The organism is Tistrella mobilis KA081020-065 (genome assembly GCF_000264455.2).
In the GTDB taxonomy this organism is placed as follows: Bacteria; Pseudomonadota; Alphaproteobacteria; order Tistrellales; family Tistrellaceae; genus Tistrella; species Tistrella mobilis.
Genome location: NC_017956.1, coordinates 3,547,352 through 3,561,708 on the forward strand (window position 1 = coordinate 3,547,352; position 14,357 = coordinate 3,561,708).

At 68.6% G+C, this 14,357-nt stretch carries 15 protein-coding genes; 13 read left to right on the top strand and 2 right to left on the bottom strand.

What is annotated here, in order from left to right; all coding sequences use genetic code 11:
* Positions 1–31 precede the first annotated feature (31 nt).
* Together TMO_RS16245 and TMO_RS16250 are read left to right on the top strand one after the other, a co-directional pair.
* Entirely contained in the window at positions 32–607 is a 576-nt protein-coding gene (locus TMO_RS16245) for a phosphonate degradation HD-domain oxygenase (RefSeq protein ID WP_014746737.1), read from the top strand.
* Between the two features lie 40 nt (positions 608–647).
* Positions 648–2,153, top strand: a complete 1,506-nt coding sequence (locus TMO_RS16250) for an alkaline phosphatase family protein (RefSeq protein ID WP_014746738.1) — start codon at positions 648–650, stop codon at positions 2,151–2,153.
* Positions 2,154–2,162: 9 nt separating this feature from the next.
* Here the strand turns inward: TMO_RS16250 and TMO_RS30520 are convergent, their stop codons facing one another.
* Both TMO_RS30520 and TMO_RS16265 read right to left on the bottom strand, forming a co-directional pair.
* Positions 2,163–3,131, bottom strand: coding sequence for an Abi family protein (locus tag TMO_RS30520; protein WP_014746739.1), 969 nt, complete (start codon positions 3,129–3,131; stop codon positions 2,163–2,165).
* A gap of 96 nt (positions 3,132–3,227) precedes the next feature.
* A complete protein-coding gene (locus tag TMO_RS16265; RefSeq protein ID WP_014746740.1) occupies positions 3,228–4,118 on the bottom strand; it encodes a LysR substrate-binding domain-containing protein in 891 nt (296 codons plus the stop codon).
* Positions 4,119–4,268: 150 nt separating this feature from the next.
* Here TMO_RS16265 and ugpB point away from each other — a divergent pair, with 150 nt between their 5' ends.
* The 11 genes from ugpB (at position 4,269) to accD (ending at position 14,336) form a co-directional block, all read left to right on the top strand.
* On the top strand, positions 4,269–5,591 hold the full coding sequence (gene ugpB, locus TMO_RS16270) for a sn-glycerol-3-phosphate ABC transporter substrate-binding protein UgpB (protein WP_014746741.1): 1,323 nt from the start codon (positions 4,269–4,271) through the stop codon (positions 5,589–5,591).
* Between the two features lie 74 nt (positions 5,592–5,665).
* Positions 5,666–6,571, top strand: a complete 906-nt coding sequence (ugpA, locus tag TMO_RS16275) for a sn-glycerol-3-phosphate ABC transporter permease UgpA (protein WP_014746742.1) — start codon at positions 5,666–5,668, stop codon at positions 6,569–6,571.
* The gene (locus TMO_RS16280; protein ID WP_014746743.1) at positions 6,558–7,487 is read left to right on the top strand and encodes an ABC transporter permease subunit; all 930 of its coding nucleotides are present in this window, start codon (positions 6,558–6,560) and stop codon (positions 7,485–7,487) included. Before ugpA ends, TMO_RS16280 begins: the two co-directional genes overlap by 14 nt.
* Before the next feature lie 108 nt (positions 7,488–7,595).
* Positions 7,596–8,552 (top strand): signal peptide peptidase SppA, encoded by a 957-nt coding sequence (sppA, locus tag TMO_RS16285; protein ID WP_014746744.1) that lies wholly within the window; start codon positions 7,596–7,598, stop codon positions 8,550–8,552.
* Positions 8,553–8,702: 150 nt separating this feature from the next.
* Complete coding sequence (gene ihfB / locus TMO_RS16290) at positions 8,703–8,984, top strand: integration host factor subunit beta (RefSeq protein WP_014746745.1); 282 nt, start codon at positions 8,703–8,705, stop codon at positions 8,982–8,984.
* 141 nt (positions 8,985–9,125) lie between these two features.
* Entirely contained in the window at positions 9,126–9,500 is a 375-nt protein-coding gene (locus tag TMO_RS29570; RefSeq protein ID WP_014746746.1) for a lipopolysaccharide assembly protein LapA domain-containing protein, read from the top strand.
* 187 nt (positions 9,501–9,687) lie between these two features.
* A complete protein-coding gene (gene pyrF / locus TMO_RS16300) occupies positions 9,688–10,449 on the top strand; it encodes an orotidine-5'-phosphate decarboxylase (RefSeq protein ID WP_014746747.1) in 762 nt (253 codons plus the stop codon).
* Positions 10,450–10,452: 3 nt separating this feature from the next.
* Positions 10,453–11,157, top strand: a complete 705-nt coding sequence (locus tag TMO_RS16305) for a phosphoribosylanthranilate isomerase (protein WP_014746748.1) — start codon at positions 10,453–10,455, stop codon at positions 11,155–11,157.
* A gap of 20 nt (positions 11,158–11,177) precedes the next feature.
* Positions 11,178–12,392 carry a tryptophan synthase subunit beta gene (trpB, locus tag TMO_RS16310; protein ID WP_014746749.1) on the top strand — a complete coding sequence of 405 codons (1,215 nt, stop codon included), beginning with the start codon at positions 11,178–11,180 and terminating at the stop codon, positions 12,390–12,392.
* Between the two features lie 5 nt (positions 12,393–12,397).
* Complete coding sequence (gene trpA, locus TMO_RS16315; protein ID WP_051045400.1) at positions 12,398–13,261, top strand: tryptophan synthase subunit alpha; 864 nt, start codon at positions 12,398–12,400, stop codon at positions 13,259–13,261.
* Between the two features lie 55 nt (positions 13,262–13,316).
* Entirely contained in the window at positions 13,317–14,336 is a 1,020-nt protein-coding gene (gene accD, locus TMO_RS16320) for an acetyl-CoA carboxylase, carboxyltransferase subunit beta (protein ID WP_014746751.1), read from the top strand.
* Positions 14,337–14,357 lie beyond the last annotated feature (21 nt).

Sequence of the window (14,357 nt, forward strand, 5' to 3'; positions counted from 1 at the left end):
TCATTAATTTTCTCTATGTGGAGCCAGCCCCATGTCGGATCCCCGCCGCCCTCGCGATGCCGCCGCCCGACTGGACGAGATCTTCGGCATCTTCGCGGCCCGTGGCGACGACAGCTATGGCGAGGCGGTGAGCCAGATCGAGCATGCCGTCCAGTCCGCCGAGATTGCCGAGGCGCAGGGCGACGCCGATACGCTGATCGCCGCAGCCCTGCTGCATGACATCGGCCACATGATCCACCGCGATGCCGCAGCCGCCTTTCATGACGGCCGGGACGACGCTCATGAACGCCTGGCCGGCAAATATCTGGCCGGGCTGTTTCCGCCGGCGGTGATCCGGCCGATCGAGATGCATGTGGACGCCAAGCGCTGCCTGGTCACCACCGAACCCGCCTATGCCGCCGCCCTCTCCCCTGTCTCGCGCCGGACCCTGGAGCTGCAGGGCGGCCCGATGACCGGGGCCGAGGCCGCGGCTTTCCTGGCCGATCCTCACGCCGCCGACGCCATTGCGCTGCGGCGTATCGACGAAGCGGCCAAGATCGAGGGCGCCGGCCGCGACGGCGTCGCACGTTTCCGGCCGCTGCTGGAACGGCTGGCACTCGGCCTCTGATCCCCATCCCACCCTGCATGCCCAGTCCGGGAGCGCCCCGATGGCCCGCAATGTCCTGCTGATCATGGTCGACCAGTGGCGCTGGGATCTTTCTCCCGGCCTCGGCAACCCGCTGGTCTCAACACCGGCGCTCGACCGGCTGGCCGCGCGCGGCGTGGTCTTCACCCGCCATTTCGCCCAGAGCGCGCCCTGCGGCCCGGCCCGGGCGAGTTTTGCCAGCGGACAGTATGTCTTCAACCACCGGGTCTTTGCCAATCCGGTGCCGATGGCGGCGGGGCGCCGGCTGTTGCAGCACCATCTGCGCACCGCCGGCATCACCCCCTACATGATCGGCTACACCACGGCCGTGCCGGATCCGCGCGGCCGCGACCCCAAGGATCCGGTCTTCCACGGCCCCTCGGTCGCCGAAGGCTGGCAGATCCTGCGCGAGATGGACGAGGACAAGGCGCACTATACCGCCTGGGCCCGCAGTCAGGGGGCCGATCTCGATCCCGACTATGATGCCGGCTTCGCCCACCATCTCCGCGCCGGCGCGCCGGTCGAAACCTCTCCCCAGCCCGACGGGCTGCATGACAGCCGCTGGCTGGCCGATGCGGCGGTGGCGTTCCTTGATACCGCACCCGAGCGGCCCTGGCTGCTGCATCTGGGCTTCTACCGGCCGCACCCGCCCTTGGCGGCACTTGCCCGCCACCTGGCCCGGGTGCCCGACGCCCCGCCGCTGCCGCCGATCGACGCCGCCGCCGAGGATGCGATCCACCCCCTGGCCGCCCTGTTCCGCCGGGTGGTGCCGGCATCGATCGCCCATCCGGGCCTGGACGGCCCCGCATCCGCCCTGCCCGCCGCCACGGTCGCCGCCCTGCGCAAGGCCTATCTGGCCCTGCTGGCCGAAGTCGACGAAGAGGTCGACCGGGTGCTGGCGGCGCTGGAGCGGAGCGGGCGCGGCCCGGACACCCTGGTCGTGTTCATGTCCGATCATGGGGAGCAGTGGGGCGAGCATGGCCTGTTCGGCAAGCGCGCCATCCACCAGGCCTCGTTCCGGGTGCCGCTGATCATCGCCGACCCGCGGCCGAGCGCCGATCCGACCCGCGGCGGGCGGATCCACGCCATCACCGAACATGTCGACCTGCTGCCGACCCTGCTCGACTGGTTCGGCATCGCCGCGCCTCCGCAATGCGACGGCCGCTCGCTGCTGGGCCTGATCGCCGGCGATCGCCCGTCGGACTGGCGGGATGCCGCGGTCTACGAGCATGACTTCCGCGACAAGCTGACCGGCCCGGTTCCGGGCCTCGCCCGCTCGCCGCATGAGGCACAGTTCACCGCCATCCAGGACGAGCGCTGGGCCTATCTGCACTTCCCCGATGCGGATCCCGTGCTCTTCGACCTTGAGGCAGACCCCGGCCAGACCCGCAACCTCGCCGCCGACCCGGCCTTCGCGCCCATCGTCCACCGCATGATGCGCCGCCTGCTCGACCACCGCATCCGCCACGCCGACCGTACCCTCTCAGAGGCGCGCGCGGCACCGGGCGGGATGATCGGGCGGTGGTAGACCGGCGCATCACCGCCAAAGCGAAAGAGACTGCCAACCCGGGGGAAACCCACTCTGGCCGAAGGTGACGCCGGGGATGGGCGGAAAGGTCTCGACATGTGCTTTCAGCCGTTCCGCCCACGAACTCGACGGATTGATCCGTCGCATGAGCAGCCGGATCATGGCCGCGACGGCGTAGAGACGAGTTTGCGCCAGATTGTCCCCAATAAGATGATCGAGAACAGGGACCTCGCCTGGGCGCGGAAGTCTGGGCTGATCTGCAGGAGGTCGATTCCAGAGTCGGCCATGATGCGCGCAGATATTGCGCACGTGATTGATCGCCCGGACACCGCTGGTGAGCAGCGTACGGCGCGGCAGCCCGTATGACGCGGCAAGGGGATCAAGATCCGCGTCCCGCATGCCCGCCATGAAGTGCGACAGCCTGCCAAAATCCCAGAGCTCTACAGCCATCCATAAGGGCAGCGGGCCGCCATACTTTTGCTTGAAGTGTGAAGCAAAAGATTCCTTGGACGACAGCTCAGAAGCATCAAGTTTATTGATCCATCGCTGATGATCGGTCAGCTCGTCCTTCTTTTGTCGCGCAAATCTTGGATGAAGCAGATCAGCACACCGATGCGCCCACGGATCGTATCGGCCCATTTGCAGCGCAACATCAACCCTGAGGCCAATCTCGATACGTTCGATGGCGTCCAGGAACAGCAGCCGGAACTTCTTGTCGAAAACGTAGAGATCCAGAACGCTTGCAAAGCTGGCACCCGGGCGAAACTCATCCAGAACCTGGATTACCTCCCTGCCGGTCATCGGATCGATGATCGGTATCGATTTTCGCAGGGGATACCAATACCCGCTCAGGCGGTAATACCCGATCCGTTGAAGTGCCGCCTCCGCTCGTGGCTCGTCGGAAATGTCGAGGCCGCGGCCGCGCAGCAGAGAGAGCTGCTCCTGTATCGTGAGATATGGTTTTGAATAGGGAACCATCACCCTGCCCCGATACAAGAAAACCGGCCCGTACATCCAGAGGATGCAGAGGGGCCGGCCGTGTTGCTTCGAATATAGCGCGCGTTGTACGCGCCATCAAGCAGAGGCGATGCTGCCACCTGCCAATGCCAGAAACGCCGCCACCACCCCGATCCCGGCAAGCTCGGGCAGGCAGGACAGGCGGACATCGGCCGCCAGAAGTTCGGCAGCCGGGCCGGCGGCGGTCAGGGGGCGGTGGGCCAGGCGGGGGTCGTGGCCGGTCTCGCCGTCGAAAACGATGCCATAGCCGAGGCCGGCGGCGGTCGCTTCGCGGATCATCTCGCGGCTGCCCAGGCTGGCCGCCATGCGGGGGGACAGGCCGATCGCCTCGGCGGCGCGCAGGAAGACCTGACGGGTGACCGAACTCGGCTCGCGCAGCAGCACCGGCAGCCCCGCCAGGGCATCCAGCGGCAGCGGGTCGCCGGACCGGGCAAGAGGATCCGCCGCCGGCACCAGCAGGGCCAGGCGCTGACGCCCCAGCACCACCCCCGCCAGCCGCGGATCGGGCTCGCTATGGCTGGCGGCGATCAGGTCCACCCGGCAGGCCAGGACATCCTCGATCAGCTGACCGGTATTACCGGTGGACAGCCGAAGCTCCACCGCCGGATGGGCGTCGGCGAAGCGCTTGGCCAGCCCCATGATCGTTGCCGGCGTGCTGAGCCCCAGCCGCACCAGCCCACCCGCCATGGCCGGATCAGAGGCGACCGCCGCCTCAGTGCGGTCCATCAGCAGCATCACTGCCCGGACATGGGCCAGCAGCCTTTCCCCCGCCTCGGTGGGCACGGCCCCCTGGCCGCGGCGCAGAAACAGGCGCACGCCCAGCTCCGCCTCCAGCCCGCGGATCTGCACCGTCACCGCCGGCTGGGTCACCCCCAGCGATTTGGCCGCCGCCGAGAAACCGCCCTCCACCGCCACGGCGTGGAAGGCGCGCATCTGGTTGAAGTTCATGCTGCGGGCTCCGACTGCATACGTCCGAATCCATAAGTCATCTTCATAAGCATGTCATAGGACATGCGTAGAGTTTATGACGAAGGCGGCATCCAGACCGCTCCGACCGGGCCGATCCCTTCCTTCCCGCCATCCCGAGGAACCAGCACCATGACCACCCTCCGTCTGCGCGCGGGCCTCACCGGCCTTGTGGCGCTCACCATCGCAGGTGTCGCTGCCCCGGCCATGGCCCGGGTCGAGTTCGACCTCTGGCATGCCCATTCCCCCGACATCACGCTCGGCAAGACCATCGCCCGCTATGCGGCCGAGTTCAACGCCGCACAGAGCGACTACCAGGTCAATGCGGTCTTCAAGGGCAGCTATGACGATGTGATCAACGGCGCCATCGCCGCCGCCCGGGCCGGCAAGGCACCGGCGATCGTGCAGGTCCATGCGCCGGCGGCCCCCACCGTGATCTATTCAAAGGCCGCAAAGCCGGTCGACGAGGTGATGGCGGAAGCCGGTATCCAGGTCGACTGGAGCCGCTATATCCAGCCGGTCATCGCCGCCTATCAGGAAGGTGGCCACCAGATCGGCATGCCCTTCAACACCTCTACCCCGCTGATGTGGATGAACCGCGACCTGATGTCCAAGGCGGGGGTCGAGGCTGTGCCCACCACCTGGGACGAGCTGGAGGCCGCCGCCGTCAGGCTGAAGGCCGCCGGGGTGGACTGCCCGGTCGTGCCCTCCTGGCAGGAATGGACGCTGATCAAGAACTACGCCTTCATCCAGGACATCCCCGTCGCCACCCCGGCCAACGGCATGGAAGGCCCGGGGGCACGCCTCGCCGTCAACGACCCGCGCATGGTCGCCCATCTCGACCGGCTGCAGCGCTGGGTGAAAGACGGGCTGATGAGCTATCAGGGCCGCCAGTGGACCGGCGCACACGAAGCCTTCTACGCTCAGCGCTGCGCGATCATGCTGGAAAGCTCGGCCGGGTATGGCGGGATCTCACAGAAGGCCAAATTCGATTTCGCCGCGGCCATGCTGCCGGTGGAGGCCGAAACCAAGGATCCCAAGAACAGCTTCATCGGCGGCGCCGGGCTGTTCGTGATGAACGGCCAGACGCCCGAGGTCTACAAGGGTGTCGCCGCCTTCCTCGCCTTCCTGGCCGAGACCCCGCGCCAGCTGGACTGGCACAAGGTGTCGGGCTATGTCCCGATCACGCTGGACGCCTACGAGGCCGCCAAGGCCGAAGGCTATTACCAGAAATTCCCCCATCAGGAACTGGCCATCCTGCAGCTGACCCGCGGCACCCCCACGCCCAACACCCGCGGCATCCGCCTGGGCTATCTGGTTCAGATCGACGAGATCCTGAACGAGGAGCTGGAGAACATCTGGTCGATGAAGAAGACCGCAGCCCAGGCCATGGATGACGCGGTGCGCCGCGCCAACCCGCTGTTGGAACGCTTCGAGCGCACCATCGGCCAGTAATACCGCGGGGCTGCCCCACCCGGCCGGGCGGACTCCTGCGGGTCCGCCCGGCACTACTTATCCCCGGATTCCCCATGTCCATCCACACCCCGCCTGCCGGTGCGGTCTTCCGCGGCCGCCTGCTGCCCTGGCTGCTGCTTGCCCCACAGCTGGCCATCCTTGCCCTGTTCTTCTTCCGCCCGGCGGCGGAAGGGCTGCGGCAGGCCTTCCATCTGGCCGATCCCTTCACCGGCCGCGGCATCTATGTCGGGCTCGACAATTTCCGGGCGCTGTTCGCCGAACCCGAATACCTGGACAGCATTCGGGCAAGCCTGATCTTCGCCGGTCTGGTGGCCGGCATCGCCATGGCGCTGGCCTTCGTCTTGGCCGCCGCGGCTGACCGGCTGCTGGGGGACCGCCCGGCCCTGCGCTCGACGATCATCTGGCCCTACGCGGTCGCCCCGGCGGTCGCAGGCGTGCTCTGGCTGTTCCTGCTGCACCCCTCCTTCGGCGTGATCGCGCGGCTGCTCCACGAGGCGGGACTGGCCTGGAACCCGCTGCTCGACGGCACCGATGCCATGGCGCTGATCGTAGCGGCGGCCGTATGGAAGCAGGTCTCCTACAATTTCATCTTCTTCTTCGCCGCCATCCGCTCGGTGCCGAAATCGCTGATCGAGGCCGCCGCCATCGACGGGGCCGGCCCCCTGCGCCGGCTGCGCGACGTGGTCTGGCCGCTGGTCTCCCCCACCAGCTTTTTCCTGCTGGTGATGAACCTGATCTACGCCTTCTTCGACAGTTTCGGCATCGTCGACGCCATCACCGAAGGCGGCCCCGGCGGGGCCACCCGGCTGATGGTCTACAAGGCCTATCGCGACGGTTTTCAGGCCCAGGATCTGGGCGGGTCGGCGGCACAGTCGATCGTGCTGATGGCGCTGGTCGGCGTGCTGACGGTCATCCAGTTCGGCTGGATCGAGCGCAAGGTGTCCTATGCCCGCAGCTGATCCGAAAGCCGCTCCGAAAGCCGCACCCGCGGGCGGCATGGTCCGCCGCGACCCGGTCTTCCGGGCGGTCGCCGCCGGCGTCTTCCTGGCCGGCGCCCTGGTCATGCTGCTGCCGGTCTGGTATGCCCTGGCCATCGCCTCGATGCCCGAAGACGGTCGCCTGTCGATCGGCAGCCTGCCGGGCCCTGCGCTGATCAACACGCTCGCCGCTGTGATCCTGGATCCGGTGATCCAGCGGCAGCTGTTCAACAGCCTGGTCATGGCGGCGGCGATCACCGCAGGCAAGATCGCGATTTCGCTGACGGCCGGCTTTGCGGTGGTCTATTTCCGCTTCCGCGGCCGGGCGCTGGCCTTCTGGGCGATTTTCCTGTCGCTGATGCTGCCGGTCGAAGTCCGGATCGTGCCGACCTATGCGGTCGCGGCCGATCCACTGGCGCCCCTGATCGGAGGCTTGCGCCTGCTCGGCATCGAGATCGGGCTCTCGCCCTCGCTGCTCGACACCCATGCAGGCCTGGTGCTGCCGCTGATCGCCTCGGCCACCGCCACCTTTCTTTATCGCCAGGTCTTCCTGGCCGTACCGGCGGATCTGGTAGAGGCCGCCCGGATCGACGGCGCCGGGCCGCTGCGCTTCCTGCGCGACGTGGCCCTGCCGCTGGCAGCACCGGCGACGGCGGCGCTGGCGGTCATCCTGTTCGTCTATGGCTGGAACCAGTATCTCTGGCCGCTGCTGATCACCACCGACGAGCGGATGGCAACCGTGGTGATGGGGGTGGCACGCACCCTGCCCACCGACAACGCCGAAACCCGTTGGGGGCTGACCATGGGGCGGGCGCTGGTCGCGATGGCGCCGCCGGTGATCCTGGTTCTGGTTCTGCAGCGCCGGCTTGTGGCCGGGCTGACCGATGTCGGCAAGTAGCGCCCCCGGCGCTTATCCCCTTGGCCGGCAAGGGTCCAAGCGGCTATAGATGTCGCCGAGGCGCCGCCGCCGGGCGGCGCGGGACCAAGCCGGAAGGAAGCCGACCCCATGTCTCCGTTCGATGCGTCTCCGTTCGACGCCGACCGTGCGGTCGATCGACGCCGCCTGAAGCGGGGTCTGACCTTCTGGCGCATCGCCGCCATCGTGCTGGCCGCCATCCTGGGCGGCATCGTCTTCCGGGCCACGGATATCGGTGGCAGCGGCGCGTTCAAGGGCGACCGCATCGCCGAACTCACCATCGACGGCTTCATCGCCCCGGATGACGAGCTGTACGACCGGCTGGACGAGGCCCGGGAGGATCCCGCGGTCAAGGCGCTGATCCTGCGCATCGACAGCGGCGGCGGCAGTTCGATCGGCGGCGAGTTGAACTACGAAAAGCTCCGCGAGGTTGCCGCCGAAAAGCCGGTGGTGGCGGTGATGGAAGGCATTGCCGCCTCGGCCGCCTATATGACCGCCCTCGGTGCCGACCGGATCTATGCCCATGGCGAGACGCTGACCGGCTCGATCGGCGTCTATCTTCAGGCGGTGGAGGCGACCGAGCTGCTGCGCTCGATCGGCATCGAGGCCGATCTGATCAAAAGCTCGGTGATCAAGGGCCAGCCCAACCCGCTGGAAGCGCTGAGCGACGAAGCCCGTGCCGCACTCGCCGACGTGGTGGCCGACAGCTACGGCTATTTCCGCGGCCTTGTGGCCGATCGTCGCAGCCTTGCGGGCGAAAAGCTCGATGCGGTGGCCGATGGCCGGGTCTTCACCGGCCGCCAGGCGCTTGCGGCCGGGCTGATCGACGGTCTTGGCGGCAAAAAGGCCGCCCTTGCCTGGCTTGAAGGCGAAAAGGGGCTGGACGCGGACCTCCCGATCGAGGATATCACCCCCCGTCCGGAAGACGGGCGTGGGCTGCTGGGTGCCGCGGCGGATGCCGTGGTCGAAGCCCTGCTCAAAAATACCGAACTGTCAGAACGGCTTAGAGTTGACGGACTGGTATCGGTTTGGCAACCTCGCCCCTGACTTGAACATGACGGATGCATGACCGCCGGCGGGCCCTGAATACGGCCCGCGAGGACGGTGGCGCAGTGCCGCCATTTCCGGCCGCCGATCCTGCGGCCCGCCCCAGGCGCGGCCCGCTTCACATGCCTTCACCAGGGACCATTTACCACCATGACCAAGTCGGAGCTGATTGCCCGCCTCGCTGCGAGCCATCCCCATCTCTATCAGCGCGACGTCGAGCAGATCGTGAGCACCGTCTTTGACGAGATCTCCGAAGCGCTGGCGCGAGGCGACCGGGTCGAGCTGCGCGGTTTCGGGGCGTTCTCGGTGAAGCACCGCCGCTCGCGCACCGGCCGCAACCCGCGCACCGGCGATACGGTCAATGTGCCGTCGAAGTTCGTGCCCTTCTTCAAGACCGGCAAGGAACTGCGCGACCGCCTGAACGGCGAGTGACCCCGCGGCCGGTCCACGCAGAGACGACGACGCGCGCCACAGGCGCGCGTTTTCGGTTATGATCGGACCATTGCGGACCTGGCCCCCGGTCTCCGTCCGCCGGTTTTTGCCCGTTCGCTCATCCGGAGGATGTAAGGCCCCATGCTGCGCGCCCTGAAACTCGCCCTGCTCGCCCTGATCGCGATCATCGTTGCCGCCTTCGCGATCGGCAATCGGGATGGCGTGGTGCTGTCGCTGTGGCCCTTCGGTCTGGAACTGGCCCTGCCGCTGTTCCTGGCGCTGGAGGCGACCCTGCTGATCGGCCTGGTGCTGGGCGGGCTGGTGGCCTGGCTCCGCGCCGGCCGCCACCGGACCCGCGCCCGCCGCCTGGCCCGCCGGGTGGAAGAGCTGGAGGGAGAGCTGCATCGCCTGCGTTCCGGCGCTGCCCGCCCGGCCGCTCCGGCGGCACCGGCCGGGCCCGCCCTCGGCACGGCAGAGGCCGCCCCCCGGCTTGCCGGCAGCCGCGACGCCGCCTGATCCGCACCCGATACATGGCCGCCATCCGGCCTGCATCGACCGGCCTGTATCGACACAGGCACCCTTGCCCCGCCCCTGCACCGGCCCCATGTGACGCTGCGACCCGCAGCGGCGCGCCCGGAATGGTATAGGAAGCGGGCTTCGGCCTCTGGTATAAGCCCGGAGGTTCGCGACATACCGGAAGACCATGAGCAAGATCACGCCTCCCCGTTTCGACAATCCGCTCTTCGTCGCCATCGACACGACCGATGCCGGCCGCGCCGCGGCACTGGCCCGTGCGGTCGCCTCGTCCGCCGGCGGCATCAAGCTCGGGCTCGAATTCTTCATGGCCAACGGGGCCGGAGGCGTGCACGCGGTGCGGGCGGCTGCCCCCGATCTGCCGCTGTTCCTGGACCTGAAGTTCCACGACATTCCGAATACGGTCGCAGGTGCGGTGCGCGCCGTGGCGCCGCTGGCCCCGGCCCTGCTCACCATCCATGCCTCGGGCGGGCCGGCCATGATCCGCGCCGCGCGCGAAGCGGCGGCGGAAGCCGCCGACCGGCTGGGCATCGCCACACCGCCGGCCGTGGTGGCCGTCACCGTGCTCACCAGCCTGGACGATACCGACCTCATGTCGGTCGGCCAGCGCGGGCCTTCGGGCGATCAGGTGCTGCGGCTGACCGACACGGCGCTGGCGCATGGGGCGGCGGGCGTGGTCTGTGCACCCACGGAACTCGTCCGGCTGCGCGGGCGTTTCGGCGCCCAACCGCTGATGGTGGTGCCCGGCATCCGGCCGGCCGATGCCGCCCGCGGCGATCAGAAGCGGGTCATGACCCCGGCCGAGGCCCGCAGTGCCGGTGCCGACGTGCTGGTGGTCGGTCGCCCGATCACCGGTGCCGACGATCCGGCGGACGCCGCCGCCCGGATCGCCCAAGAGATTGCGGCGGCCGAACTGACGGGAGCTGCCTGACCCATGACCGCGCCGGCCGGCCCTTCATCCACCTCATCCCCCGCGATCAAGATCTGCGGCCTCAACCGGCCCGACATGATCCGGACGGCGATCGAGGCCGGCGCCACCCATCTGGGTTTCGTGCATTTCGCGCCCTCGCCGCGCCATGTCGATCATGCCGATCTGGCGCGCCTGGCGGACGGCCTGCCCCGAGGCGGCCCGGCCAAGGTGCTGCTGACGGTCGATGCCGACTGGCCGGTGCTGGATGCAGCGGTGGATGCGCTGGGCCCCGATCTGCTGCAGCTGCACGGCCACGAGACGCCCGAGCGGATCGATGCGGTGCGCAGCCGCTATCGCCTGCCGGTGATCAAGGCGGCCGGCATCGCCGATGCCGCCGATATCGCGGCGCTGAAGCCTTTGGCCGCCACGGCCGACCTGCTGCTGCTGGATGCCCGTCCGCCGCGCGATGCCACCCGCCCCGGCGGGCTCGGCCAGGCCTTCGACTGGCGCCTGCTTTCAGGCGCGGAATTTGCGGCGGCCATCGGCCAAACCCCCTGGTGGCTGGCCGGCGGTCTGACCCCGGCGACGGTGGCGGACGCGATCACCCGGACCCGCCCCCAGGGTGTCGACGTCTCATCGGGCGTGGAAAGCGCCCCCGGGGTCAAGGATCCCGCAGCGATCCGGGCCTTCGTTTCCGCGGCGCGCGCCGCCTTCGACCTCAAGACCTGACAGTCAGGAACAGCCGGTTCATGTCGCATACACCCAACACCTACCGTTCCGGGCCGGACGAGCACGGCCGTTTCGGACTGTTCGGCGGCCGTTTCGTCGCCGAGACCCTGATGCCGCTGATCCTGGAGCTTGAGCGGGCCTACGAGGCGGCGCGGCAGGATCCCGGATTTGCCGCCGAGATGGCCCTGTTTCAGCGCGACTATGTCGGCCGGCCGAGCCCGCTCTATCTGGCCGAACGGCTGACGGAGCATCTGGGCGGCGCGAAGATCTACTTCAAGCGCGACGAGCTGAACCACACCGGCGCGCACAAGATCAACAACGTGCTGGGCCAGCTGCTGGTCGCGAAGCGCATGGGCAAGAAGCGGATCATCGCCGAGACCGGCGCCGGTCAGCATGGCGTCGCCACCGCCACCATGTGCGCGCGCCTCGGCATGGACTGCGTCGTCTATATGGGCGAAACCGACATCGTCCGCCAGAAGCCCAACGTGTTCCGCATGCGCCTGCTCGGCGCCGAGGTGCGCGGCGTGTCGTCGGGCACCGCGACCCTCAAGGATGCGATGAACGAAGCCCTGCGGGACTGGGTGTCGAATGTCGACGACACCTTCTACTGCATCGGCACCGCGGCCGGGCCGCACCCCTATCCGATGATGGTCCGCGATTTCCAGTCGATCATCGGCGAGGAGACGAAGGCCCAGGTTCTGGAGCGCGAAGGCCGGCTGCCCGACATGCTGGTCGCCTGCATCGGCGGCGGTTCCAACGCCATCGGCCTGTTCCATCCCTTCCTCGACGACGACGGGGTACGGATGATCGGCGTCGAGGCGGCGGGCCACGGCATCGAGACCGGCGAACATGCCGCCTCGCTGGCCGGCGGCCGTCCGGGCGTGCTGCACGGCAACCGCACCTATCTGCTGCAGGATGCCGACGGGCAGATCCTGAACGCCCATTCGATCTCGGCCGGCCTGGACTATCCCGGCATCGGCCCCGAGCATTCCTGGCTGCGCGATATCGGCCGGGTGGAATATGCGGCCGTCACCGACCGCGAGGCGCTCGACGCCTTCCAGCTCTGCGCGCGCCTTGAAGGCATCCTGCCGGCGCTGGAACCCGCCCATGCGGTGGCGCAGGTGGTCAAGACCGCCCCCACCCTGGCCCGCGACGCCATTCTGGTGATGAACATGTGCGGCCGCGGCGACAAGGACGTCTTCACCGTCGCCGAAGCCCTGGGAGTGGACCTGTGAGCGCCATGGCTGAGACCCTCGACCGTTCCGCCGTGCCGGGTGGCACCGCCCGCATCGATCGCCGTTTCGCGGCGCTGAAGGCCGAAGGCCGGGCCGGGCTGGTCACCTTCGTGACCGCGGGCGACCCCGATCTCGACACCGGCGCCCGGGTGCTGGCCGCGCTGGCCGAAGCGGGTGCCGACGTGATCGAGCTGGGCGTGCCCTTCACCGACCCGATGGCGGACGGCCCGGCGATCCAGCGGGCGGGGCTGCGTGCCCTCGCCGCAGGCGTCACCATGATCAAGGTGCTGGACATGGTCCGTGCCTTCCGGGCGACCGATACCGATACCCCCGTTATCCTGATGGGCTATTACAATCCGATCTACGCCTATGGTGCCGAGCGCTTCGCCGCCGATGCGATGGCCGCCGGCGTCGACGGGCTGATCGTGGTCGATCTGCCGGCCGAGGAAGAGGAGGAGCTGGTCCGCTTCACCGATCCCGCGGGTCTTGCCCTGGTCCGCCTGGTCGCCCCCACCACCTCGGTTGAGCGTCTGCCCTCGGTGGTCGGGCGGGCGAGCGGCTTCCTCTATTATGTCTCGATCACCGGCATCACCGGCACCGCCTCGGCAGACATCTCCAGGGTGGCACCGTCGGTCGCCCGGATTCGCGCGGCGAGCGAATTGCCGGTGGCGATCGGTTTCGGTATAAAGACTCCCGAACAGGCAGCCGCCTTCGCGGCGATCGGTGATGCCGTCGTGGTCGGCTCGGCGATCGTGCAGGAGGTCGAACAGGCGGTGGCCGACGGCGCGCCTGAAACCGCGCCGGACCGGGTCCGCGATCTGGTCAGCCGGCTGGCAGGCGGTGTGCAGAGCGCTGCCGCCCGCGCCTGACGGCGACGTCCGTGACCCGCCCCGCCCCAGGCATCCGAACGGAGACCCCAACCGCATGAGCTGGCTGTCGAACTTCGTCCGTCCGAAGATCCAGGCCCTGGTCCGCAAGCCCGACGCGACGCCGGACAATCTCTGGCACAAGTGCCCGTCCTGCGAGCAGATGATCTTCCACCGCGATCTGGTGGAAAATCTGCATGTCTGCACCAATTGCGGACATCACATGCGCCTGCCGGCGAAGCAGCGGCTCGCCATGCTGTTCGACGACGGCGCCTATGACCGGATCGACACCCCCAAGGTGACGGCCGATCCGCTGCGCTTCCGCGACCGCAAGCGCTATACCGACCGTCTGCGCGAGGCCCAGGCCAAGACCGACGAGACCGACGCCATCCAGGTGGGCGAGGGCCGCATCGGCGGCGTGCCGGCCGTGGCTGCGGTGTTCGATTTCGATTTCCTGGGCGGATCGATGGGCATGGGCGTGGGCGAAGGCCTGGTCAAGGCCGCCGCTGTCGCCGTGCAGAAGAAGCGTCCGCTGATCGTCTTCCCGGCCTCGGGCGGTGCCCGCATGCAGGAAGGCGCGCTGTCGCTGATGCAGATGGCCCGCACCACGGTCGCCGTCGACCGGGTGAAGGAAGCCGGCCTGCCCTATGTCGTGGTCTTCACCGACCCGACCACCGGCGGCGTCACCGCCTCCTTCGCCATGATCGGCGACATCCACATCTCCGAACCCGGGGCCCTGATCGGCTTTGCCGGCCAGCGGGTGATCGAGACCACCATCCGCGAGGCCCTGCCCGAGGGCTTCCAGCGCGCCGAGTACCTGATGGAACACGGCATGCTCGACATGGTGGTGCCGCGCAACGCGCTGAAGGAAACGCTGGCCCGGACGCTGAAGCTGTTGCTGAAGCTGCCGCCGGTGGCAGCCCCCAAGCCCGGCACCGCGCTTGCGGAGCCGGTGACCAACACCGTCACCCCGCCGCGCAAGCCCGCCGGCAATGCCACGGCCAGGCCCGCCGAGGCGACACCGCGTGCCGAGCCCGCCCTGGGCACGGCTGCGACCGACGAGCCGCGCAAGGCCTGATACTGCGCCCGGGCCCCGAAG